Here is a 25,911-nt window from a genome sequence, read left to right as displayed (position 1 = left end):
TTTTCCTTATCTGTCATTTTAACATCTTCTTTTATATACTTCTTTATATTCTGATTTAAATCTTTTCTTAATAAACTTTTAGTTGAAACTATTTTACTCTCTGGATTTGGAACTCCACCAGAAGACTCATTTGGTACATTAATTTCAATGCCAGTTTTTTCACCTAAGCCAAATTCCTTAGACATATTTGTAATATCTTCTATTTCTAATTTTACACCTAAAGATTCCCCCGTCTTTTGATTCATTCCCAACGCTAAAGAGTAGAAATAATAGTTACAAGAATCCCTTAAGGCTTCATATACATTTACCGGGCCGTGAGTGCCTCTATTATCATTCCATATCCAGCAACCCATTTCTGTGTCACCAATATCTACTTTACCCATATCTCTAATAGTTTTTTCTGGATTCATACCTTTCTCTAAACCTGCTAATGCTGTAACCATCTTGTAAATAGAACCAGGCTGAACGGCCGTTTGTATAGCCGTATTTAATAAAGGTCTAGGGGCTAATAAGTCCTCTTCATTCTCTGGGAATAAACTTTCCCAGTCAGCACTAGAAATACCTGTAGCAAATAAATTAGGATCATAGGCTGGATAATTAGCTAAAGCTAATACTTCCCCAGTCTTTACATCTACGGCAACCACTGCACCGGATGTAGCATCTTCATAAGGTTTACCTTTTTTCTTACTAGTCCCAAATTTATAATTTCCCCATTCACTTTCATAAGTTCCTGCTACCTGTATTTCCTCCAATGTTTTCTTTAAAGATTCTTCAGCTACCTGTTGCAATTTCGCATCCATTGTTAAATATAAATTATCTCCTGGTATAGCTTTCTCTTCACTTAATACTTTTGTAGTATTTCCCAAAACATCTACTTCTACTTTTTTTATTCCATTTTTACCTCTTAGCTTATCTTCAAAAGTTTCTTCTACTCCTGTTTTACCTATAAGATCATTTGGTGAATACTTTTGTTCATTAATATATTTACTAATCTCATTAGGTTGGGAAATTTTCCCTAAATATCCGAGAGTATGGGCTGCTGTAGTTCCCATTGGATAATACCTAATAGGTTCTATGGAAACTTTAACACCTGGCACTTCCATCATTCCCTCTTCTATCTTTGCTACTGTAGTATCTTTTATACCATAAGCAACATTTATTGGTTCATAAGCCCTATATCCTTGTTTTTGTAATTGATCATACATAAGTAACACAGAGCGAGTCTCATAGGGACTTATATCTTTATTAATTTCAAACTCTTTTCTTAAATATTCAAAAGCTTCCTCTGGCGAGCTCTTTTTAGGTATTTTATATTTTGTAAACCAGTTATCTTTGTTATTCAAAGATGCATATTTCCATTCAGAAACTGTAATCTTAGGATTTATTCCATTATTCAATAATATTTCCTGAGTTGTATTTTTAATCTTATCGTCAGTAATTACAGATCCTATAGTTTCTGTTTCCTTTCCTAATTCAATTAAAGTGTCAATAGGTTTCTTATCAGCATCTGTTTTTTTCCCATCCTTATATTTATAAATAACTGTACTTTCTTTTTCCTTTACTTCATATATAACTGGACATTCTATACCTTTTTCTTCTATTTTACTTATTAATAACTGTCCTGGAATAACTTTATTAATAGTATTACCTTTCTTATCAGTTTCTTCAATAACAGTTCTTAATAGTTCATCTATAGAGGTTTGTAATACTATATTTGTAAAGTCATCTTTTGCCTCTGATTCAATAGTTATATTATTGAACTTTTTCATAAGGAATCTTTTTTGTTCTAAAAACTCCATATCATAAATAATAGAATAAGGTTCCATTTTTATATTACTTTGGAGTCCTTTATTTTTTATTAAATTGTATGTTAGTTCTCTTGATATCGGATGGGAAATAATATTTCTTATAATATTTTTATCGTTGTCTATTAGTTTTAATAATGTTCCTTTTGCACCCATATTCCCAGGAATATCATTTTCTTTTTTCCACTTATCAATATCTTTGGAATCGTCAAAGTAAATTGATAAATTACCTTCTTCGATCTTTGTGGAAATAGGAACTTCTATACCCTTATTTTCTAAAGCGTGAATAGCCTTATTTGCCGTAATAAAATAATAAGTTTCTGAAGAATCCCCAGCTTTGTAAAAAGTATTTAACACACTTGGAAGTAATTTATTTTCAACGATTATATCTATTACCTTATCATCTGGACTTATACTTTCCTTTGAATAATCTTTATCAGTTGAATATTCAAATACATTTAATTCTATAGGGAAATCATCTACATAGTCAACACCATCTTCTTCTAGTAATCTAACAAGTTTTAATATAATTTTGTTTCTTGTTTTTTTATCCTTAGATAGTTCATCTTTCAATATTTGCACAGTAAAACTTGGCTTATTTCCTGCTAAAAGTCTACCATGTCGGTCTCTTATTTCTCCTCTTGGTGCAGTTATGGAAATTTCTTTTAAACGCTTATTATCTGATAAGTCTCTATAGTGATCTCCTTCTACTATAGTCAGAGTTGCAAGTCGAAAGGACAATATAAAAAGCATTACAGCAATAACTAGTATTAGAACATTATATCTATTTTTAAATATTTCTAAGAACTTCAATTATCTCACTCCCTATTACCTTCTAAACTTTATGGAAGGAACGGTAATCATCTTTAAAAATAATTTATATATTGGTATAGCTAAAATGCCATTATATATAATTTCTACTACACCTCTGTTCTTAACGACGAAACCAAAAGATATTTTTGCAGATAAAAAGTACATAACTACATAATAGAGCAAATAATAAGCTACAGTAGATATAGCAGTAAAAATAATAGGTGTAATCAAGCTTTCCTTATATACTTTCTGTTCAGTTTTCCCAATACAATATCCAATAAAAAAATAGACAAATGCATTTGCACCGATAGCCACGCTAAAGAAAATATCTTGTAGAAAGCCTATTAGGAGGCCAGCTATTCCACCCGCTTTTTCCCCTTTTAATAAACCTAAGGAAACTATAATTACTAAAGCAGTATTTGGAACTACTCCTAATATGGCTATATGATGAAAAATAGTGCTTTGCAATATGAAATTAATTATAATAATCATCAATATAGTTAAAATTTCCAATGTCTATACCCCTTATTATTTATTAGATATTATATAAACTTTATATATTTTCTTAAAATCAACAGCTGGTGAAATAATGACTCTTTCCATTAAATCATCATCTTTTTTAATTACTTCCTTTACATCACCAATGTATAAATCTTTAATATAGCCTCCACCTAAACCTGAAGTCATTAGCTTGTCTCCTTTAGTAACATCTGCTTTGCTTTCAAACAAATATCCATTTAACTCCCCATCGACATTACCAGATAACATTCCACCATCTTGAGTCCTAGTTATCTTAAAAGATATATTACTACTTTCATCTACTATGGAAGTAACTTTAGCCCAATCTTCCCCTACTTCCACCACTCTACCAATAACTCCTTCATGATATACATTTCTTTCTCGTTCTACACCTTGGACTACTATATCATCTTTTTTAATTCCATCATTACTTCCTTTGTCAATCTTAAATCTATTAAACCAATTTCCCGGTTCTTTTCCTATTACTTGAGCAGATATTAGATCATGTTTTGTATTTTTAAATAGTTCTGCTTCCATCCTAAGAAAATCAGATTTTCCTATAACATCTTCATACTTTCTATTTTCGTCTTCCAAAGCAGCAATCTTCTTTTTTAACTCTTCATTTTCACTCTTTAATTTTCCAATATTACCTATGGAACCAAAAAAGCCTGCAAATTTTTGCCCTGTATTATAAAAGAATTTTTCTACAGGTTCAAAAACATTTCCAAAAACATTCTCCGTTTTTGTCATTTTTTTTCGCCCACTGTTAGTCATACCCATAGTAATAATTAGAATGATAGCAACTGCTGTCACTACCATTCTACTTTTATATTTTTTAAAAATGGACATATTCATCACCACTGATCCTATTATTTTAGGATAAAGTTTTTCTTAATATTTCAATACTTTCTAAAGCCTTTCCGGTTCCTATAGCTACACAATCTAATGGTTGCTCAGCTATTTGTACTGGCATTCCAGTTTCTTTTCTAATTAATTTATCTATTCCTTCTAAAAGTGCTCCACCACCAGTTAACATTATACCTAATTCCATAATATCAGAAGCTAATTCTGGTGGAGTTTTTTCAAGAGTAAACTTTATAGCCTCAATTATATTTGATATTGGTTCTTTCATTGCACCGTGAATCTCTTTAGAAGTTATTTGTATAGTTTTTGGTAGTCCACTAATTAAATCCCTACCTCTAATTTGCATTTTAGATTCTTTTTCTGACATACTAGCTGTACCAATTGTTATCTTAATTTCTTCTGCAGTTCTTTCCCCTATCATAAGACTGTATTCTTTCTTAATATAATTAACTATAGCTTCATCTAGTTCATCGCCACCTACTCTAATAGACCTACTAGTTACTATACCGCCTAATGAAATAACAGCTACTTCAGTAGTTCCTCCTCCAATATCGATAATCATACTTCCAGTTGGGTCTTGTACAGGTAAATCTGCTCCTATAGCAGCTGCCATAGGTTCTTCTATTAAATAAGCATCTCTAGCACCAGCATGAATTGTTGCCTCTTCTACTGCCCTTTTTTCTACTTCTGTTACACCACTAGGTACACAAACTACTACTCTAGGCCTAAAAATAGAACTTCTTTGATTTGCTTTTTTAATAAAATATTTAAGCATACTTTGAGTTACGTTAAAGTCAGCAATAACTCCATCTTTTAATGGTCTTATTGCTATTATATGTCCAGGAGTTCTACCAATCATCCTTTTTGCTTCTTCTCCTACAGCAAGTACTTCTTTTGTATTAGTTTGAATTGCAACTACTGAAGGCTCTCTAATCACTATATCTTTTCCTTTTATATAAACTAGTGTATTTGCTGTTCCTAAGTCGATTCCCATGTCTTTTGTAAATATATCAAACAATCCCATGATCCTTTCATCTTCCTTTCTTTAGCTTAGATTAAATTTTTTTCTTTAAAACTTATATACTTATTATCACCAATGATTATATGATCTAACACTTTAATACCAACTATATTCCCTACCTCTACTAATCTATTTGTTACATTTACATCCTCGAGGCTAGGTGTTGGATCACCGCTTGGATGATTATGTACAAGTATAACAGAATTAGCATTTTTTTTAATGGCTAAATTAAAAACTTCTCTAGGATGAACAATAGATTGATTTAAATTGCCAACAGATGTATCTTCTATACTTATTACTTGGTTTTTCGTATCTAATATAATAGTCTTAAAATGCTCTTTTTTCAAGTACCTCATTTCTTCCATTAATAGGTTTAAAATTGTATTTGGAGAATTTACTTTTATTTTTTCATCTGCTACATAAGTAGATATTCTTTTTCCTAATTCTACAGTAGCTAAAATTTGAGCTGCTTTACATTCCCCTATTCCTTTTATCCTTATTAATTCTTCTAAAGTTACATTGGATAAATAAACAATACCTTCTTTATCAATACTTAATATTCTTTGTGCTAAATCAATAGCAGTCTCTTCTTTATATCCAGTTCTAATAATAATTGCTACTAATTCAGTATTTGATAAAGAATTTGCTCCATAACGCGCTAATTTCTCTCTCGGTCTTTCAGTTATAGGTAAATCCTTAATGGTGTATTCTTTATTATTATCTATAGTTACTTTCATAAACCCACCACCTTTTATTTTATAGCAAACTAATATGAAAATATTTCTCTAAAAGTTTGTCTAACTTTGGGATGGGAAGTCCTACAACATTTGAATAACAACCTTCTATTTCTTCGACTAAAATCTCACCTTGTCCTTGTATTCCATACCCCCCTGCTTTGTCTTTATACTCCCCTGTATCTAAGTATCTCTCAATTTTATTTTCTGATAGTTTTCTAAAACTTATCATTGTTTTTTCATAATCAATTATTTTTCTATTTGCTTGCACTTCTATTATAGACAAACCAGTAATAACAAAATGTTTCTTACCACTCATCATCCTAATCATATGTCCGGCTTCATCCTTATCCTTAGGTTTACCTAGTATATTATTGTTTAGGTAAACTAAAGTATCAGCAGCAATTATTATCTCATTTCCAATAAATTTTCCTGCTATATCTTTAGCCTTTATAAATGCTAAAGACATAGCAACCTGCTCTGGCCTTTCCTTAGGAGAAATAATCTCTTTAACATTACTTGGTCTTATAATGGGTTCAATGCCATATTTTAAAAGTAATTCCTTTCTTCTAGGAGAAGCTGAAGCGAGAATAATCCTTTTCATTATATCACCTTAACATTATTAGTTTCAAAGAAATTTTCCCATTTTTTTTTTAAATTATCTGTGATAAATATTGAAGCCAATCCTACAAAATATCCAGTAAATAAACTTATAAGATGTAATATTGGTAAATATGAAAAGATTCTAAAATTCTTCATCATAATACTTGCAACAAATACCTGACCTGTATTATGAGCTACTGCACCAAAAATACTAACTCCTATAAGACTAAAAACTTTAGAGAAGTATGCATATACTATATACATTACAATACCACTAAATATTGCTCCAAACAAACTATAAAATAGGCTTGATACACTTCCTGTTATTAATGTAAGCACTAAGCTTTTTAGTATTCCTACAACCATACCTTCCTTGAACCCGTAAAGCACTAAAGTTATTAGTATTACTATATTTGATAGTCCTAACTTAGCTCCGGGAGCAACGTAAGGCAATGGCATAAAAGATTCAATAACCCCTAAAACAAGCCCAAGTGCAACTAGTAAAGACAAAAATATCATTTTTCGTACTTTATCCATTTTACCACTCTTTTCTAATGGCTAATATAATCCACATCATTATCCTCCACTTCACCCATTATCTCAATCACTAGCTTATTCGGTAAGCAAACAATAACCTCTCCTGGTTTTGATATATAGCCTTGTTTCACATCTAACTGGTCAGGACAATCTGCTTCTATTACCCTCACCTTTCCATCACCTATTTCTAATAAATTATAGCCAAATTCAGTTTCTATTTTAAGTTCTTTGCCTACAACTTTAGGGTCAAAATAAATAGTCTTATAATCTTTTCCATCTACCTGAATTTTTACATATTTTTTATTATATACACTGGCAAAGTTCTTTATATATATAAGAGATACAATGCTAGTTATTATAATAAAAATTATTAGATATTTATCCCCTTTTGTCAATGATCCACTTCCTTCATAAAATAACAATGCATATTAATTTTATCATATTTTTTTATATTAATGATATATAATACACATGATTAAATTACCATATATGTTTTATATTTATTATATATACATATAATCAATTCACTATATATTTTGTATTTATTTTATATATATTTATTGAATACATAATATACATATTAAGTTTACCATGTCTGTTTTTTAAATACAAGTTACAATTTTTATAAAAACAGACATTTATATTAGAAAAAAGGGCCCTATTAAATAGGCCCTATCTTTTTCATCATTTATGCTTTTGCTTTGGCTTTTGCTTTAGCTTTCGCTTCTTTCTTTGCTTTTTCCTTTGCTTCTATGTTTTCTAATACCTTTGTTAAATCTGTCCATATAGCACCTGTTGGACATACTTCAGCACATATACCACAAGCTTCACAATTTTTATAACATTCTTCATAATTTATTTTAGCTAAATTATTCTCCATTGTTATTGCATTGAAAGGACAATTTTTAACACATATACCACAGCCAATACAGCCTATAGAACAATTTTTCCTTACTACCTTTCCTGGATCATTGCTATAACATTTTATTACTGTTCTTTGTTCATAAGGTACCATTTCTATTATGTTTTTAGGACATATTTCTATACATTGTTTACAACCTGTACACTTTTCCTTATTAATTACTGCAATTCCATCAATTATATCAATAGCATCAAATTGACATACAGTTTGACAAGTTCCAAACCCTAAACAACCATAACTACATGCTTTACTTCCACCAGCAATTCGATTAGCTGCTCTACAATCTTTTATTCCTTCATATTTAAACTTCTCTTTTGCTTTACAGTCACTTCCTTGACATAGTACAGTAGCAATCATTTTTTCATCTGTTTCTGCGTTAACACCCATTATTTCTCCAACTTTATCTGATACTGGTTGTCCGCCTACACTACAGCTATTTACAGCCGCAGTACCTTTAGCTATAGCATTAGCTAAACCATCACATCCTGGAAAACCACATGCACCACAATTTGCACCAGGAAGTACCTTTCTAATTTCTTCAACCTTTGGATCCACTTCTACTGCAAAGGCTTTTGAAGCCAATGATAGTATGATTCCAAATAATAGACCTAAGCCTCCTAAAACTGATACAGAATAAATTATAGTATTCATCAATATACCTCCTATACAAGCCCATTAAAGCCTAAGAAGGCTATAGACATAAGACCTGCTGTTATTAAAGCTATTGGAAAGCCTTCAAGAGCTTCTGGAACATCTGCAAGTTCTAATTTTTCCCTAATGCCAGCCATTAATATAAGGGCTAACCCAAAACCTATAGAGGCTCCTACTGCATTTACAATTGTCTGAATTAAATTATAACCTTCTTGTATATTTAAAATAGCTACTCCTAATACAGCACAATTTGTAGTAATAAGAGGTAAATAAACTCCTAAAGCTTGATATAAATTAGGACTTATCTTCTTCATAACCATTTCAACAAACTGAACTAATGCAGCTATGATTAAAATAAATACTATTGTTTGAAGGTATCCAAGTTTTAATGGATCTAGCACTGCTTTTTGAATTACATAAGTAATAATAGAAGATAATGTAACTACAAAGGTTACAGCTATACTCATACCAGTTGCAGTTTCAGTCTCATTCGATACTCCTAGGAACGGACATATCCCTAGGAAACGTGCTAGAACAAAATTGTTTACAAATATAGTACTAACTAGTATAGTAAATAAATTCATCTATGCTTCCCCCTTTACTTTGGAATCAGAAGCCGCCTTATTCATTCTCACTTTATTGAAAATTCCAATAAGAATACCTAACAATATAAAAGCTCCTGGTGGCATTATAAATATTAGTGCCGGTTGGAAAGCATCGCTAAATAATTTATAACCAAATATACTACCAGCCCCTATAATTTCCCTTAAGCTACCTAGTACAAGTAATGCTAGGGTATACCCTAATCCCATACCTAGTCCATCTACAATAGATGGCAATACTCCATTTTTTGACGCAAATGCCTCAGCCCTAGCTAATATAATACAGTTTACAACTATTAATGGAATGAATAACCCTAAAGCATTATATATATCTTGGGCATAAGCTTTTAAAAACATTTCTATTATTGTTACAAAAGTTGCAACAACAACTATATATGCAGGTATACGTATTTTATCTGGTATTACATTTCTAATTAAGGATATAACTAAATTAGAACCTACTAATACGAATATTACTGATAGTCCCATTGCTAAGCCGTTTACCGCAGTAGTAGTTACTGCCAGCACTGAGCACATACCTATAAGTTGAACAAATACAGGATTATCTTTTATTAAACCATTATAAAAAATCTCAGAAAGTTTCAATATTTACACCTCCGAATACTAATTACTTAGCAAAATTATCAACAAATATTTCTCTAGCAATATTTACACCCTGAGCAACAGCATCAGTAGTTATAGTTGCACTCGTAATTGCCAATACTTCATTTCCCCCAACGGGTTCACTATTTACTACAACTATTGATTCATCTACAGATTTATCATTAAATTTTTCTTGAAATTCAGGCTCTGTAGCCCTTGCTCCTAAACCCGGGGTTTCTGCATGATCTAAAACCTTCATACCTGTTATTTTACCTTCTAAAGATATTCCAGTCATTACTTCGATATCTCCACCAAATCCTAAAACTTCTGTTTTAATTACATATCCAATAGTTTCCCCACTACCATCTAACCCTTCGTAGATTTCTAATACCTCAGGATTTATTTTTTTAATCTTTTCAGTTTCTTCAATTAAAAGTTCAAAATCCTCAGCAACAGATAATGCTTCTTTTCTTGCACTATCATTGGCCAATTTATCTGCCTCAGCTATTTTGTCTGCTGTAACAAAGTTTGAAATTCCTAAAATTGTAGCTGATACTGCCGTAACAATTAATAATACTAAACCTAGTTTTAGGGTCTCGTTCATTTACTTCACCTCCCCAAATACTTTAGGTTTTGTAAGTTTCTCAATTAAGGGTGTAGCTACATTCATAAGCAATATTGAATAAGACACCCCTTCTGGATATCCACCTTTCACCCTTATTAGGGCTGTTAAAAATCCGGCCCCTATACCAAAAATAATTTGTCCTAATGGTGTTACTGGTGAAGATGAATAATCTGTAGCCATATAAAAAGCTCCTAGTATAAGTCCTCCAGATAATAAATGATAAGGTATATATTCACTTTCAACCCCAAATAATAATAGCATAATAAGAGTAGTTGCTATATAGGCAGTTGGTATTCTCCAATTTATAACTCCTCTAATTAGCAAATAAGCAGCACCAACTAATAGTAATAAAGCCGAAGTTTCTCCTAAACTTCCTCCTACATTTCCAATAAATACTTCTTTCAATTCAGGTAATGTACTTCCAGATTCAGCTACTGTTGCAGATGCAGCAGCATCTGAAAATCCATATTTAATAATAGATAGTGGTGTTGCTTCAGTAGCAGCATCTACGCCTGGTGATACAAAATCAGACATTATAGTTGGCCATGAAGTTAATAACATAGCTCTTGCAGCTAATGCTGGATTCATAAAATTTGAACCTAATCCACCAAAGAATTGCTTAACTATTATAATTGCAAAAGCTGAACCTACAACAGGTATCCACCATGGTGCTGTAGGTGGTAAATTAAAGGCTAATAGTATTCCAGTAATTACTGCACTTAAATCCTTTATTGCAATTGGTTTGCCAAAAACTTTCTGAATTAAGGCCTCAAATCCTACTGCTGATATAACAGAAATTAATATTAATTTGAAAGCATTCATTCCAAAAAAGTAAATACTTCCTATTATTGCTGGAACTAACGCTATAATAACATCTAGCATAATCCTTTGAACTGACTCTCCAGATCTTAAATGAGGAGATGAAGTTCCAATTAGACTTCCCTCTTTTAAAATCTCTTCTGCTTTTGTGGAAGTCATCGTTTTACTGCTATCCATAGATAATTCCTCCTATTCATTTCTATGATTTTTTTCTTTTTGCTATAATTTCACCTTTAGCCAATCTAATAGACTCTACTAAAGTCCTCTTCGAAGGGCAAATATATGAACATGCGCCACATTCTATACAATCTAATGCATGATATTCTTCAGCTTTATCAAATCTTCCTTTTAAGGTAAATTTATTGATATATAATGGTTGTAAATTAACAGGACATACTTCTAGACATTTTCCACATTTAATACAAGGCTGTTCCGGTTCAGGATTAGCATCCTCTTGAGTTAACACAAGAATTCCACTAGTTCCTTTAATTACTGGTACTTCATCTGTATACTGACTAATCCCCATCATAGGACCACCCATTATAATTTTTCCAGGTGCTTTAGCATATCCTCCACATTCCTCGATAATGTCCCTAAAGCTTGTACCAATTTTTACAATTAAGTTTTTAGGCTCTTTTATCCCCTTTCCCGTTACTGTAACAATTCTTTCATAAAGAGGTTTGCCTTTTCTTACAGCCTCACCTATAGCATTTGCAGTTCCAGCATTACTTACTATTGCCCCTACATCCATAGGTAAGCCTCCAGAAGGAACTTCCCTATTTGTTATTGCATTTATAACTCTTTTTTCATCTCCTTGAGGATATTTTGCTTTTAAAGAAACAACTTTAATATCTTTTTCATTCTTACAAACTTCTCTTAATTTCTTGATAGCTTCCGGCTTATTATCCTCAATTCCTATAAAACCTTTTCCTACTCCTACAGCCTTCATAATCACCTTGAGGCCAAAAACTATAGCTTCTGGATTTTCAACCATTAGTCTATAATCTGATGTCAAGTAAGGCTCACATTCTGAACCATTAATAATAATAGTATCAATTTTTTTATCTTTAGGAGGAGATAATTTAACATAGGTTGGAAAACTAGCTCCACCCATTCCAGTAATCCCAGCATCTTTTATAATACTTAGTATTTCATCCTTTGTTAATTCATTTAAACTGTCATGAGGTTTTAGCGAAGGATCTACTTCATTTTTTCCATCTGCCTCTATAGTAATAGAATTTACTGTCATTCCCGTTGGTGACACATGAGATCCTATTTCTTTAACTGTACCTGATATACTAGCATGTACAGGTGCAGAAACAAAAGCCTCTGCCTGTCCTATTACTTGACCTACTTTTACTTTATCACCAACTTTAACTACAGGATCACAAGGGGCTCCTATATGTTGCTGTAAAGGTATAATAACTTTTTCAGGCGCCCTAGCTTTTTCTATAGGAAGATTTTCTGTAAACTCTTTAAAGCCGGGAACTTTGGTCCCTCCCTTAAAAGTTAAGTTTTCCAATTTCATACTTTCCACCTCTTTTTATTTATTATAATTTTATTTATATATAGATTATAGATTAAATATTAAATTTATTCATAGAAAAATACCCAATCACTTCACAGGACTAGGTACATATTTTTGATTATTTTTATTATACCACTAAATGATTATAATGTATATAAAATAACGTTAATTAATACTTTAACAAAGTATTGATGCCATTAATGGATATATGACATATTGCAAAATTTATTATACCACTTGTTATTTTATATACAATCACTGAGTGAAAGCGTCATCAATTAGGCCTTTCTACATTTCTATATTAAGTTGGAGGGGATCATTTGGATGTATTAAATTCGACAAACTTAATCCTAAAAGTCTTACTTTTTTTTCTAAGGAAAATTTATTAATTAAAATAGATTTACTAATTTCAAAGATTGTAGGATATTTATTTGTAGGAATACTTAAAGTTAAACTTCTAGTTTCAACTGAAAAATCTTCATATTTTACTTTTACTGTTATAGTTTTAGCTAAAGTACTATGATGATCCAGTTTGTGAGCTAGACTTAAAGAATATTCATCTAATTTGTTAACTAAAAAACCTATGTCATCTACATCATCTATGTAAGTTTCTTCTTCGCCAATAGATTTAGTCTTTATATCATTTTCAACAACCCTATTGTCAATACCTTTAGAAAAATCTGATAACTCCTTACCTCTCTTCCCGAACTTCCTAATTAATACATTCATATCATACCTTTGCATATCACCAATGGTATAGATTCCTAGCTTGTTCAATTCCCTTTCTGTCTTAGGCCCTACTCCCCATAATTTCCTTATAGGTAAAGGGACTAAGAAATTTACTGCTTCATTTTTTTTGACTATAGTAAGTCCATTAGGTTTTTCCACATCAGAAGCTAGTTTAGCTAAAAACTTGTTAAATGATATACCTATAGATACAGTAAGTCCTAATTCATTCTTTATTCTCTTTTTTATAGATTTAGATATAATATAAGGATTCTTTCCTGTTACATCTAAAAAAGCTTCATCTATTGATATAGGTTCTATAATTAAGCTATGCTCCTTAAGTATTTCATTTGCTTCTTTAGAAACTTCCTTATATCTTTTCATATTTACAGGAAGAAACACCCCCTTAGGACATAACTGTTTAGCCTTGGCCATAGACATAGCTGAATGAACACCATATTTTCTAGCCTCATAAGATGATGCAGAAACTACACCTCTACTACCAGAGCGTCCACCCACAATAATAGGCTTTCCTTTTAATAATGGATTATCTGCTTCTTCCACCGAAGCATAAAAAGCATCCATATCCACGTGAATAATTGATCTTTTAGTCATGATAACACCCTACTTAACTTATTAAAAAAACCATACAGCCTTGTATGATTTTGGTGCAGGAGAAGGGACTCGAACCCTCACAGGCTTAGCCTACTACCCCCTCAAGATAGCGTGTATGCCAATTCCACCACTCCTGCAGTTCATTATAATTGTATATTATATATTATAACTTATAATATATTTTTTTCAACTATTTTTTCTTTTGATACTCTTTTGGAATATACCAATTTTCGATATTATTATATACATTATTAAAATTTGGTTTTATATCACCTTGTATTTTATTGCTTGACAATATAGCCTTATTCCTAAAAAGTAAACTTATATAAGGTAGCTCATCTACAATTTCTTTTTCTAACTTTTCATAAGCCTTTTGTTTCTTATCACCAGGCATTGCACTAAAAGCATCTACTAATAAATTATCCATCTTTTTATTATTATATCTAATAAAGTTAGTTCCATTTTTAATTTGAGATGAGTGGAATGCAAAAGACAGCTCAGGAATACTAGATAATTCCCAACCTAATAAGGCTATATCAAAATCTCCTTTTGCTATTTTCTTTTCAAAACTTTCCCATTGTTCCTTTACCATTTCTTCTGTTAAATTATCAGGTACTGTATCTGAATAATCTTTTATAACTTCTATCCCTAGTTTTCTTAAATCCCCCGTTATCATATTAGCAGTTTTAAGTCTTAAAAGATTATAGGAATTTGTGGTTAACCTTAAAGTTAATTTATTCCCTTTTTCATCTTCACAGATTCCATCCCCATTTCTATCTTTCCAACCTGCCTTTTCCAATTCTTCTTTTGCTTTTGATAAATTGTATTGATATGTATTAGCATTATCTGAAGCTAACCATGAATTAGGATTTATAGGTACATCTATTTCAGTTCCATGATTTAAATAAACTTCTTCTATGATAGCTTGTCTATCAATTCCATAAGCTAAGGCCTTTCTAATGCCTTTATTCTTACCATCCTTAAAAGTTTCATTATTAAAATTAAACCCTAAAAATTCGTAATTATTAGAAACATATTCATTTATATTTACTCTTTGGCTTTCAGCATATTTCTCCCAATCTGTTCCCTTAGATAAAGTCATATCTACCTGATCTGTCTCAAAAGCTGTAAGCATCAATTCTTCATTTTCTAAAACTTTTCCTATTACTGTTTCTATATAAGTCTTACCTTTCCACCAGTTATCATTAGCCTCCAATGTGATACTTTTGAACTTTTCATAACTAATAAATTTATAAGGTCCAGTACCTATAGGTTTATAATTTTCTACTTTTAAAGCATTCTCGTATACCTTCTTTCCTTCTCCAGCTTTTGCAAAAACATGTTTAGGTATTATAGGAAAAATTAATGTTTCTACACAATTGCTATAATTTTTATCAAATGTAATCTCTAGGTTATTAGCGTCTATTATCTCAACATCTAATATGTTTTTTATATCCCCATTTAAACTGTTGTTAAAAATCTTTTTATAAGAATTCTCATTATCCGCATGTTTAATAGTATTTATAGTAAATAAAACATCCTCTGAAGTTAGTTTCTCTCCATCATGCCAATAAACGTCATCTCTCAATTTAATATCTACAACCTTACCACCATTTTTTATACTATAGTCCTCAGCTAGTATATTTTCAATATTAAATTTTTCATCTAATTCGAACATTCCCTCAAAAATTAATTTACTGAAGTAATGGTAGCTAATATTTTCACTTATTAACGGATTTAAAGTGCTTAGGACTGTTAATGGTAGAACTAATTCACCACCTTCCACAGGTTCATATTCTTTCTCTTTTTCAACAGCTTTTTCATCCTTCTTTGATACAGTGTTAGCCTTATTTAGTTCTTCATTACAACCAGTCATAGTAAATAATAAAGTAATTATTAAAAATAAAACTAAAACAAGCTTTTTATAACTCATGTATATCACCTTCCGTACAAAATCTATATTATCCATTCTGAAAAATATATTGTTTTATTACTTTTTTAAAATTATTTATCAACATAATAAATTGAAAATCTGCGCTATCACTATCGTCAATATTATCTTTATATATCTTTTCATACATTTCACAGTTCTTTATGACTTTTTTTACATACTCCGCCGTTTCTTTAAAGGGTATTTCTTTTAAATTCTTTCCATCATCACTATACTTCTTATCAGAAAGCCATTTATTTACATTACCACTTCCTCCATTATAGGCGGCCAATATTACCTCCAAATTATTGTCATATTCTTTTGTCAATACACTTAAATACCAACATCCTATCTTAATATTTGTCTCTGGCTCATACAAAGATTCTAATGTAAAATTTGTAAGGTTAAGTTCTTTAGCTGCCCATTCAGCAGTTATAGGAGATATCTGCATAAGTCCCCTAGCATCTTTTGAGGACTTGGCATTTACATCAAAATTACTTTCTACATTTATTATGGATGCAATTAAATATGGATCAATATCATATTCTTTAGAATATTTATTAATATAGTCTTTATAACCTATAGGATATTTAGTTTTTATAATTAAATTTGCAGAAATTATTATAGTCAGTATAATAACAACACAAGTAAATACTAACCTTAATCTTCTTTTTAATCTTCTTGCCAAACTAACCCCTCCATGCCTATATTAATGGGTTTACCAGTTTTCTTACTTGGTCATATAAACAATTTACATTTTTACTATTATCTATTATTCTATCTGCATACTTTTTCTTTAATTTTATAGGCATTTGTGCACTTATCCTTATTTCGCTTTCTTCTAGGGATAAACTATCCCTTTTCATAAGCCGCTTTATTTGCTCCTTTTCCTCCAAATATATTAACCATATTTCGTGAAAATATAAACCACATTCATTAAAACTATCAATATTTTCAATTAATAATGGTATGTCAATAAATAAAATATTATTATTTTTGCAATATAAGTTTATCTTCTTATTAATTACATTTATTACCTGAGGATGCACAATGGAATTTAGTTTAATTCTCTTAGTTTTATCATTAAATATTATTTCCCCAAGTTTTTTCCTATCTATACCACCATCTTTTTTTAAAATATCGACTCCAAAGTACTCTACAATTTCTTCATATGCAACTTTACCTTTTTCCACAACTTCCCTAGCAATTTTATCAGCATCAATTACTTCATAACCAAGCTCTATTAAATATTTAGTTACTGTACTCTTACCTGTAGCTATACCACCAGTTATTCCAATTATTTTGCATTTACTTTGTATCATACCAACTTTCCCCCATCTGCATATCTACTTCTAAAGGTACATTTAGTTTTACACAGTTTTCCATAATATTTGCCATTATCTTTTCTACCTCTTTAGCTTCATCTTTATGGGCTTCAATTATTAATTCGTCATGTACTTGGAGAATTAGTTTTGATTTCATATTTTTTCTTTCCAACTCATTATATATTTCCACCATAGCAACCTTTATAATATCTGCTGCACTTCCTTGTATTGGTGTATTTAATGCCACTCTTTCGCCAAAGGATCTAACAGCATAATTTCTAGACTTTAATTCTGGTAAATATCTTCTACGTTTTAAAATAGTATCTACATAGCCTTGTTTTTTTCCTAATTCGACTATACTATCCATGTATGTTTTTACCCCAGCATAATTTTCCAAATATTTATCTATATAATTTTTTGCTTCTTTCCGAGATATATCTAAGTCCCTAGATAACCCATAATCACTTATTCCATAAACTATACCAAAATTGACAGCTTTTGCTCTATTTCTAAGAAGAGGTGTTACTTCTTCCTTTGGTACTTCAAAAACTTCACTAGCAGTTTTTAAATGTATATCCTCACTTTCATAAAAAGCTTCTTGCAGCTTTTCATCCTCTGTTATATGAGCTAATACTCTAAGCTCTATTTGAGAATAATCTCCATCTATAAGTATATAGTCTTCACTTTGAGTCACAAAAGCTTTCCTTATTTTCCTTCCTTCTTCAGTTTTAATAGGTATATTTTGTAGATTTGGTTCTGTACTACTTATTCTTCCTGTATTAGTAACAGTCTGATTAAAACTAGAGTGTATTCTCTTTGTCTCTTTATCTATCAAATCCATTAACCCATCTACATAGGTAGATTTTAACTTAACAATTTGTCTATACTCTAGAATTTTTTCAATGATAGGATGTTTTCCCTTTAATTTATCTAAAACTTCTGCATTTGTTGAATATCCAGTTTTAGTCTTTTTTATGACTGGTAAGTCTAGCCTATCAAACAAGATTTCCCCTAATTGCTTAGGAGAATTTATGTTAAATTCTTCTCCCGACAAAGTATAAATCTCTTCCGTTAATTTGTCAATTTTTTTATTAAATTCTTCCTTTAATTCTTCTAATACATTAATATTTATCTTAAATCCTACATATTCCATATTAGCCAATACCTTTATCAATGGAAGTTCAATATTATAAAAAAGTTCTTCCATTCCCTGACTGGCAATTAATCCCTTAATAGGATTTTCCAACATAAACACCATATCAATTAATATCGAAAAATAATTTGCTCTCTCTTGAACCTTTAGATCTTTATAGCTTTTTTTCTTTCTGCCTTTCCCTAAAAGTTCTTCCTCATTTCTAATATTAATATTTAAATGTTCCCGACTTAATTCATCAATATCATAATTAGATTGAGCTGGATTTAATAAATATTGACCTATCATACTGTCAAAGGTTATATTTTTTATATCTATACCTACTCTAAATAGGCCTACAATATCTCCTTTTAGTCTATGACCTATCTTTTCTATAGACTCATCTTCAAAAATAGGTTTAAAAGTAGTTATAAAAGCATCTTTAGATTTTGAATTCTCTTCAAAATCAATATAATATGCATTCTTATCCTTTACTTTTATTATAGCTCCTAATATTTCATCCTTAACAAAATCTTCATATTTAAAAATTAATTTAAAAGCGAATTTTTTACTATTTTTAATTTCTTCTACAATCTCTTCAAAGCTTTCTTCAGTTATTATTTCAAATTCTGGCTCATAAGTAGACTCTGATTCTATATTAACTTTGTCATGAGGCAGCTGTTCTAATAATCTCCTAAGTTCAAATTTTTCATATAGTTTTATTAATTCATCCCAATTAGGCTCTTCAACTTTTAAATCCTTTATAGTCAGATCTAGGGGTATATTTGTTATTATTTCTGATAATTTCTTACTTAAAAAAGCCGTTTGTTTATGTTCAATTAAAGATTCTTTTCTCTTTTTTCCTGTAACCTTATCTATATTTTCATAAACTCCTTCCATAGAGTTAAATTCCTTTAATAATTTAAGACCCGTCTTTTCCCCTATTCCAGGAACACCAGGTATATTATCTGATTGGTCCCCCATTAATCCTTTTAAATCAATAAATTGCTTAGGAGTAATACCATAGGTTTCTATAAACTTTTTCTCATCATATTCTTCCAATTGAGTAATTCCTTTTTTAGTAATTAGCACTTTTGTATTATCAGTGGCTAATTGTAAAAAGTCTCTATCACCAGAGACTAACATTACATCTAAACCTTCTTCCTCGCCTAACCTAGCAATAGTTCCAGCAATATCATCAGCTTCATATTGATCCATTTCCATTTGATATATATTCATAGACTTAAGAATTTCTTTCAATATTGGAAACTGCAAGGATAATTCATTAGGAGTAGAATCTCTTTGAGCTTTATATAACTCATATTCTAAATGTCTAAAAGTAGGCCCTTTTTTATCAAAAGCTACACACATATATTCAGGATTGTAATCTTCATTTATTTTATTTAGCATAGTCATAAATCCAAGGACACCATTAGTATATATACCATCCTTTGTAGATAATAAAGGAAGTGCATAAAATGCTCTATGAAGTAAGCTACTTCCATCTATAATTATTAACTTTTCTTTTTTCACTATATCAGCTCCCTAATAATACTTAACTTCTCTTATAGTATAAACTATGTACATATTAAGTATATCTTAAAAAAATAAAGTAGTAAACAAAACTTTAAACTATATAAAATTTATATTAGCATAATTTCTTTCTTCCTTTATTCCTAATAACTGAATGTATTCTTCACAATTGCTTACTAATTTTTCATGGCTGCCATCTCCGATTATCCTTCCATCCGAAAACACTATTACCCTTGGATTTAGCTCTACTATATTTTCCACTCTATGGGTAATAAAAACACCTATCTTTTTTCTGCTTTTTTCCGTTACTAATGAAAATATTTCTTTTTCACTAATAGGATCTAAGGATGATGTAGGCTCATCCAATATGTAGACATCTGCATCTCGCATAAAAGCCCTACCAAGGGCTATTCTTTGCCACTGTCCTTTAGATAATTCTTCTCCTGCAAACCATTTTCCCATTTGTGTATCTATTCTATCTGGAAATTTATCTATCTTTTCACTTAAATTTATTTCCCTTAGGGCTTTCATTATTTTCTCATCACTATTCATTTCACCAATGTTTCCAAAACCTATGTTTTCTCTTAAAGTCATTTCGTATTTATTAAAATCCTGAAATATAATCCCCATTCTTTTTCTTAAATTATCCGGTTTTATTTTCCTTAACTCTATTCCATTTATAAATATTTCTCCTTCATAATTATCATAAAATCCACATAATAGCTTTATAAAGGTAGTCTTTCCAGACCCATTTTGACCAACGATTCCTACAAGTTGTCCTTTATTTATTTTTATATTAATATCTTTAAGTGTGCTATTTATGCTTCCTTCATAAGTATAATTTACATTTTTAAATTCTATTTCTTTTATTTCATCTATTTCTATTATTCTATCTTCATATCCCTTTATTTCTAAATCTAATAATTTATAAAATTGCTCTACATATAATATATCATTATATATTTCAGATAAACTTCTTAAAAAACTACTTACATTTGATTGAATAGTGCTTAAACTATCTATATAGGCTACAGTGTCTCCCACTAAAATTTTTCCTACTGCAGCCATTTTCACTACATTAAATATTACAAATAAGCTAATTAATTCCTCCATTAAACTTAATCCTATTGCCCATTTAGTCCCTTTCTTAGTCATATTTAAATCCTGTTCTTGTATTTTTTTCTTTAGGCTAGAAAATATATTTATTAAATATTCCCCTATATTATAGGTTTTAACTTCTTTACAAGCTATATCATTGGTAAGTAAGTAATTAATGTATGAGGTTTTTCTTACTTCATTCATTCTTTCCATTCTCATTTTATAATTTATATATCCAATTCTTGTATTTACTATTGTAGATATTATTGGAGTTATAAATATAAGTAAAAAAATATATGAATTCCAAGATAATATTATTGATGATATTGAAACTACTGACGCTATTTGGGTTATTATCATTAAAATATTTGTATAGGTTATATAAACTTTTGCTTGACCTTCCATTTCTGCTCTACCTAATATATTATATATTTCAGCATCCTCGAAGTCCTGCAATCTTAACTCTTTACATTTTTCTAATATATCCATACTCATTTTATAGTCAATCTTCAGCTGATGCTTTGAATTTATATAATTATTTAATGATTGAATAACTTGAATAAATATATTAATTGCTGCATAAATAACCAATATATTTATGAAATTATTATTTTTATTTGTACTTACTTCAGCTATTCCATTAATCAATAGTTTTGTGCCCCATATAGACATAGCAGATGTAAAACCTACTAGCATTGTAAAGAATATAGTTAATATAAAGCTTGCTGGAGAAATTGTATAAATATATTTCATAGTACGTTTTATTAAATTTTTTGTTCTTTTATATCCATTTTCTTTCACATTATTTTCCCCTTGTAATTTTATTATTCATATTTCCATTCCTATCCTTAGTATTGGCTTATAAAAATAAATTCTATTTTAGTTTTTTTAAAACTCTCCACCTAAGTAGATAAAACCATTAAGTGAACTTTTCTAATATATATTAACTTTTAGCTCCTAATAAATCTCTCTTCATAAAGGTTTTATAGTTAGTGATAGTTAATATTGTAGATATAATTAATGCAAAAATTACTCCTATAATATAAGATGCATTTACCTGTCCAGAAACTACTCCTTCTATATTGAAATAAGAAAGAGGAAAGTAAAACCGTAAAATAGAATCATTTTCTAAAAAAGATTCAAATACATAGTTTAACATCATCAAACCTGTAACTAATCCTAAAGTATTAGAAAGTGAATTAATCCAAGTTGATAAAGTTATAGTTGATAATATAGTCATAATCATCATAAAGAATAATAAAATATATCCTAAAAATAAATATTTACTTGTAGATATAATTTGGAACTGTCCAAGTTTTCCAGTATTACTACTTAAGGAAGTTAAAATTTCTAAGATACCTATTGCCCTAGGATACCTACTACTACCTACTCCATAGATTAAACTTATAATTATAAAAAATAGCAGCATTAAAAGTAACATTATACCTATTACAAATAATAAAACACTAAATATTTTAGCCCAATATATTTTCTTTCTATTATAAGGTTGAGTAAAGCATAATTTATAACTTCCTTCTTCTAATTCTCCCAAAAAAATATCTATAGATAATATGGCACAAAATATAATTAATATCATTGGAGAATAACCTTCTAATAAAAATGTTAAAAATTGCATTCCATTTAATTCATAAGGAGTAAAATAAGGTTTAATATTATTTTTTATTAGGTATTCGTTTTTTGCTATTTCTCTTTTTAACTCTGTAGGATATTGGCTACGTGCCTTCAAGACATGTTTTTCAATAAAACCTTTTTCCTCTCCCAAAATTAAATTATTATATTTTTCATTTTCAGTTTCAAGCATTCTTTCCCAATCTTTAAGATCCTTCATACTATAATAATGTTCTAACATTAAAGACGATGTATTCTCTATATCTAAATACTCTAACTCTTTTGGATTACTTTCATAATCTTCCTCTTCTTCCTCAAGCTTAGTAATTGTTTCCAGCCTATTACTTGCTTCCCGTTTTTGCTCTCTCATAGCCTCTTCCATTTGTATATAATAATCCTTATCCGCCTTTATAAAATAGAATACACTACCTAATAAATAACAAGTTAATAATAATATCAATATTCTGTTTTTTCTATTCTGAGTAAACTTTATCCATTCTCCCCTAATTAATTTAGTCATATTCATCACCATAAACTTCCTGATAAATGCCTTCTATATCGACTTCTGCTTTATTAATATCTAATACTAAAATTTGATTTTTTAGCAATTGAAATAACACTTCTGATAAAGTCTCTTGACTATCTAAAGAAATTTTTACACTATCTAAAGAAATATATTCTATCTTTTCAGTGTCTACTATAGATTCCATAATAGGCTTGGCCTTTTCTAAAGAAGAAAGTTGCAATATATAACTAAATTGTTCCGAAATAAGTTCTGGAATATTAATGATTTCTCCATTATTAATACATATAATTCTATCAGCCAACTTCTCCACTTCTCCTAATTGATGAGAAGAGAATAAAATTGAAATATCTTCTTCTTTAATTAATTGTTGTAAAGTATTTCTTAAATCAATAACCCCTTTAGGATCTAGTCCATTAGTTGGTTCATCTAAAATTAAAAATTTTGGCTTACTAAGGAGGGCTATTCCTAACCCTAACCTTTGTTTCATGCCCATAGAATACTGAGATACTTTTATATTTAATTTGTCTTCCAATTTTGTAAAATCTTCAATTTCTTTTACCCTTTCTTTTGATACCCCCCTCATTTTTGCTATAAGTTCTATATTTTTTCTTCCTATCATATCTAAATATAATCCTGGACTTTCAATTAACGACGCTTGACAACTTAAGGCCTTTTCTTTTTCCTTAAACAAATCTACTCCACAAATTTGAATTTCTCCACTATCAGGGATTACTAAATTACACAAACACTTCATAGTGGTAGACTTACCAGCACCATTTGGACCGATGAAACCCACTATTTCATTATGAGAAATATTGAAAGATACATCCTTCAATACCTTCTTTTTTCCATAGGCTTTATTTAAATTTTTAACAACTACTGCATGATTATTATCCACTATAGCACCACCTTTATATTAAATTGACTTAAACTACAAATCTTTCTTTTGATAATATAAATTATTACATAAAAATATTATTAAGGCTGACCCTAACAATACTATAGATGCAGTCAAAGCTGTTGCATTATATGTACCGTTTAATATTCTCACTGGATTATTCATTGTAAAGGGACTTAAATTATACTTGTCACCAACAATCCACTTTTGACTATAAACTGTCCCAATCAATGTTATAAGTCCTGATATAGTAAAAGCTATTATCTTGTTTTTTGTCGTTGATGATATAAGTAAGTTTAAAGTTACGTAGAATATTATGCAGAATGTTAGTAATAGTAGAGATAGTAATATAAATTTGTAAAGGGGTATTAAAACTAATCTATTACTTAATCCAGAATTAGACCCTGGAATATTTGAATAAATACTAATACCTTGAAAATCATTGCCACCTTTTTCATCAACATCCCGTTTTAAATAATTAGGTAATGGCTCAATAGTTTTAAATCCTTCTCCTAAATATAGTACTGGATAATTATAATTTTGAAACCCATTTACAATTCCAAATCCAATTAAAACAATTAATGCTGGAATCAGAACAATAAATAAGCTATATAATATCCCAACAATAAGCTTTGATGCTAAATATTCCTTTCTAGAAAGTGGTTGTGTAAGAACCAATTTTAAACTTCCATTACTCCATTCTTCATTTACATTGTCAAAAATTAAAATAAGTACAATAAACCCAATTGCTATAGGTATAATATCGTCAAAATAACGATATAAAAATGTTATACTATTTATATGATTTCTGCCAATTGGATCCAAACCTTTTTTATACAGAGTATGGTAATACCTTGCTTCAGATAAATGGAAATCACTAGAGGTTTTATAGGCAGTTTTATCTCCGTATTTAAAATCTACATCATCATAATCTATGCCATTACTAACTTCATTCCATATTTCAATAGCTTCACTTTTAAAACTTTCTTTTTCTTGCTCTCCTTCTCCGTATGCAGCTGATTTTGCGTATATCAAAGCTGCAAAGGCTGACAATCTTGTCCACTCTCTATAGTCTTCTTCTTTTGCTGCAATTTTAACTTGTTCTCCAGTGTCCATGAATAACTTAAATGAGTCTCTATCTTTTTCTGATCCTTCCCCATATCGTTGAAACAAGATACTTCCAAGATTTTCAATAGACTCTCCATATGACTCGAAGGATACATAGGAAGAATACTTTGCTCCTTCCAGTCTATAATGTCCAATTCTTTGAAAAGATAAAACCAACATTAGAACAATTAAAAACAATGTTTTAGGATTGTTAATTTTCCTTTTAAATTCGAACCAAATGTACGTCCCCATATGTCTACAACTCCTAAATAAAGATTTAAAGTTTCCCCATTTTTTATATTTAAAGCTTTTAAACTTTGATTTTTCAATACTTTCAGCATACATTTCCATGTGTTAGAAGTAACCTCTGAAAGTTTGTTGACATGAGGAGTTAATGAAATAATGAGGAAACTCTAGAAATAAAAATAGGTTGATTTTTTTGTCTTTCTGTGCTAAAATAGTTTTTATGATATAATAAATTAATATTAAGCCGAAGTGGTGGAACTGGCAGACGCGCTGGACTCAAAATCCAGTGAGGCTTAAAACCTCGTGCGGGTTCGATTCCCGCCTTCGGCACCAGAATACTACTCAAACAACCTTAAAATTTTAAGGTTGTTTTTTCATATAAAAAATACATCTAACATTATGCCTTTCGTTATAGAAGACATATTCAGGGAGATATTCTAAACAGCTTTCCATCCCCTTATTGCATTTATCATAGTAAATACAACTATATAGTTTTCTTT

At 29.8% G+C, this 25,911-nt stretch carries 23 protein-coding genes and 2 tRNA genes; 1 reads left to right on the top strand and 24 read right to left on the bottom strand.

What is annotated here, in order from left to right; translation table 11 throughout:
- From VK071_07185 to VK071_07070, 24 genes are all read right to left on the bottom strand, one after another.
- Window positions 1-2,618, bottom strand: a 2,618-nt coding sequence (locus tag VK071_07185; GenBank protein HLR35101.1) for a penicillin-binding transpeptidase domain-containing protein, incomplete at its 3' end; no start/stop codon positions are given.
- 15 nt (window positions 2,619-2,633) lie between these two features.
- Window positions 2,634-3,131, bottom strand: coding sequence for a rod shape-determining protein MreD (gene mreD, locus VK071_07180; GenBank protein ID HLR35100.1), 498 nt, complete (start codon window positions 3,129-3,131; stop codon window positions 2,634-2,636).
- Window positions 3,132-3,146: 15 nt separating this feature from the next.
- Window positions 3,147-3,992, bottom strand: coding sequence for a rod shape-determining protein MreC (gene mreC / locus VK071_07175; protein ID HLR35099.1), 846 nt, complete (start codon window positions 3,990-3,992; stop codon window positions 3,147-3,149).
- Window positions 3,993-4,011: 19 nt separating this feature from the next.
- Entirely contained in the window at window positions 4,012-5,025 is a 1,014-nt protein-coding gene (locus VK071_07170; protein ID HLR35098.1) for a rod shape-determining protein, read from the bottom strand.
- Between the two features lie 26 nt (window positions 5,026-5,051).
- Complete coding sequence (gene radC, locus VK071_07165) at window positions 5,052-5,759, bottom strand: DNA repair protein RadC (GenBank protein HLR35097.1); 708 nt, start codon at window positions 5,757-5,759, stop codon at window positions 5,052-5,054.
- A gap of 19 nt (window positions 5,760-5,778) precedes the next feature.
- Window positions 5,779-6,360 carry a Maf family protein gene (locus tag VK071_07160; protein ID HLR35096.1) on the bottom strand — a complete coding sequence of 194 codons (582 nt, stop codon included), beginning with the start codon at window positions 6,358-6,360 and terminating at the stop codon, window positions 5,779-5,781.
- Complete coding sequence (locus VK071_07155) at window positions 6,360-6,896, bottom strand: Gx transporter family protein (GenBank protein ID HLR35095.1); 537 nt, start codon at window positions 6,894-6,896, stop codon at window positions 6,360-6,362. The genes VK071_07160 and VK071_07155 overlap by 1 nt, the downstream gene beginning before the upstream one ends.
- A 14-nt stretch (window positions 6,897-6,910) precedes the next feature.
- A complete protein-coding gene (locus tag VK071_07150) occupies window positions 6,911-7,291 on the bottom strand; it encodes a NusG domain II-containing protein (protein ID HLR35094.1) in 381 nt (126 codons plus the stop codon).
- Window positions 7,292-7,584: 293 nt separating this feature from the next.
- A complete protein-coding gene (locus VK071_07145; GenBank protein ID HLR35093.1) occupies window positions 7,585-8,469 on the bottom strand; it encodes a Fe-S cluster domain-containing protein in 885 nt (294 codons plus the stop codon).
- An 11-nt stretch (window positions 8,470-8,480) separates the two neighbouring features.
- Entirely contained in the window at window positions 8,481-9,053 is a 573-nt protein-coding gene (gene rsxA / locus VK071_07140) for an electron transport complex subunit RsxA (GenBank protein ID HLR35092.1), read from the bottom strand.
- Window positions 9,054-9,677: an electron transport complex subunit E gene (locus tag VK071_07135; GenBank protein ID HLR35091.1), complete on the bottom strand. Its 624-nt coding sequence runs from the start codon at window positions 9,675-9,677 to the stop codon at window positions 9,054-9,056. It abuts the gene before it with no gap.
- Between the two features lie 22 nt (window positions 9,678-9,699).
- A complete protein-coding gene (locus VK071_07130; protein ID HLR35090.1) occupies window positions 9,700-10,278 on the bottom strand; it encodes an RnfABCDGE type electron transport complex subunit G in 579 nt (192 codons plus the stop codon).
- A complete protein-coding gene (locus VK071_07125) occupies window positions 10,279-11,295 on the bottom strand; it encodes an RnfABCDGE type electron transport complex subunit D (protein HLR35089.1) in 1,017 nt (338 codons plus the stop codon). It abuts the gene before it with no gap.
- Window positions 11,296-11,317: 22 nt separating this feature from the next.
- Window positions 11,318-12,646, bottom strand: coding sequence for an electron transport complex subunit RsxC (rsxC, locus tag VK071_07120; GenBank protein ID HLR35088.1), 1,329 nt, complete (start codon window positions 12,644-12,646; stop codon window positions 11,318-11,320).
- A 288-nt stretch (window positions 12,647-12,934) separates the two neighbouring features.
- Complete coding sequence (locus VK071_07115; protein ID HLR35087.1) at window positions 12,935-13,987, bottom strand: DNA polymerase IV; 1,053 nt, start codon at window positions 13,985-13,987, stop codon at window positions 12,935-12,937.
- Window positions 13,988-14,038: 51 nt separating this feature from the next.
- Window positions 14,039-14,124, bottom strand: a tRNA-Leu gene (locus tag VK071_07110).
- 53 nt (window positions 14,125-14,177) lie between these two features.
- Window positions 14,178-15,920 (bottom strand): peptide ABC transporter substrate-binding protein, encoded by a 1,743-nt coding sequence (locus VK071_07105; GenBank protein HLR35086.1) that lies wholly within the window; start codon window positions 15,918-15,920, stop codon window positions 14,178-14,180.
- 28 nt (window positions 15,921-15,948) lie between these two features.
- Window positions 15,949-16,605: a lytic transglycosylase domain-containing protein gene (locus tag VK071_07100; protein HLR35085.1), complete on the bottom strand. Its 657-nt coding sequence runs from the start codon at window positions 16,603-16,605 to the stop codon at window positions 15,949-15,951.
- 16 nt (window positions 16,606-16,621) lie between these two features.
- Entirely contained in the window at window positions 16,622-17,239 is a 618-nt protein-coding gene (gene coaE / locus VK071_07095; protein ID HLR35084.1) for a dephospho-CoA kinase, read from the bottom strand.
- A complete protein-coding gene (gene polA, locus VK071_07090; GenBank protein ID HLR35083.1) occupies window positions 17,226-19,907 on the bottom strand; it encodes a DNA polymerase I in 2,682 nt (893 codons plus the stop codon). The genes coaE and polA overlap by 14 nt, the downstream gene beginning before the upstream one ends.
- A gap of 99 nt (window positions 19,908-20,006) precedes the next feature.
- The gene (locus tag VK071_07085) at window positions 20,007-21,806 is read right to left on the bottom strand and encodes an ABC transporter ATP-binding protein (protein ID HLR35082.1); all 1,800 of its coding nucleotides are present in this window, start codon (window positions 21,804-21,806) and stop codon (window positions 20,007-20,009) included.
- A gap of 142 nt (window positions 21,807-21,948) precedes the next feature.
- Complete coding sequence (locus VK071_07080) at window positions 21,949-23,160, bottom strand: ABC transporter permease (protein HLR35081.1); 1,212 nt, start codon at window positions 23,158-23,160, stop codon at window positions 21,949-21,951.
- A complete protein-coding gene (locus VK071_07075; GenBank protein ID HLR35080.1) occupies window positions 23,147-24,058 on the bottom strand; it encodes an ABC transporter ATP-binding protein in 912 nt (303 codons plus the stop codon). The genes VK071_07080 and VK071_07075 overlap by 14 nt, the downstream gene beginning before the upstream one ends.
- A gap of 33 nt (window positions 24,059-24,091) precedes the next feature.
- Window positions 24,092-25,417, bottom strand: a complete 1,326-nt coding sequence (locus VK071_07070) for an ABC transporter permease subunit (GenBank protein HLR35079.1) — start codon at window positions 25,415-25,417, stop codon at window positions 24,092-24,094.
- Between the two features lie 237 nt (window positions 25,418-25,654).
- Between VK071_07070 and VK071_07065 the strand changes: the two genes are divergently transcribed.
- A tRNA-Leu gene (locus tag VK071_07065) sits at window positions 25,655-25,744 on the top strand.
- Window positions 25,745-25,911 lie beyond the last annotated feature (167 nt).

It is taken from the genome of Tissierellales bacterium, from assembly GCA_035301805.1.
In the GTDB taxonomy this organism is placed as follows: Bacteria; Bacillota; Clostridia; order Tissierellales; family DATGTQ01; genus DATGTQ01.
Note: the sequence above shows the minus strand (reverse complement) of the source record. Positions and strands in the feature narration are given on the sequence as shown.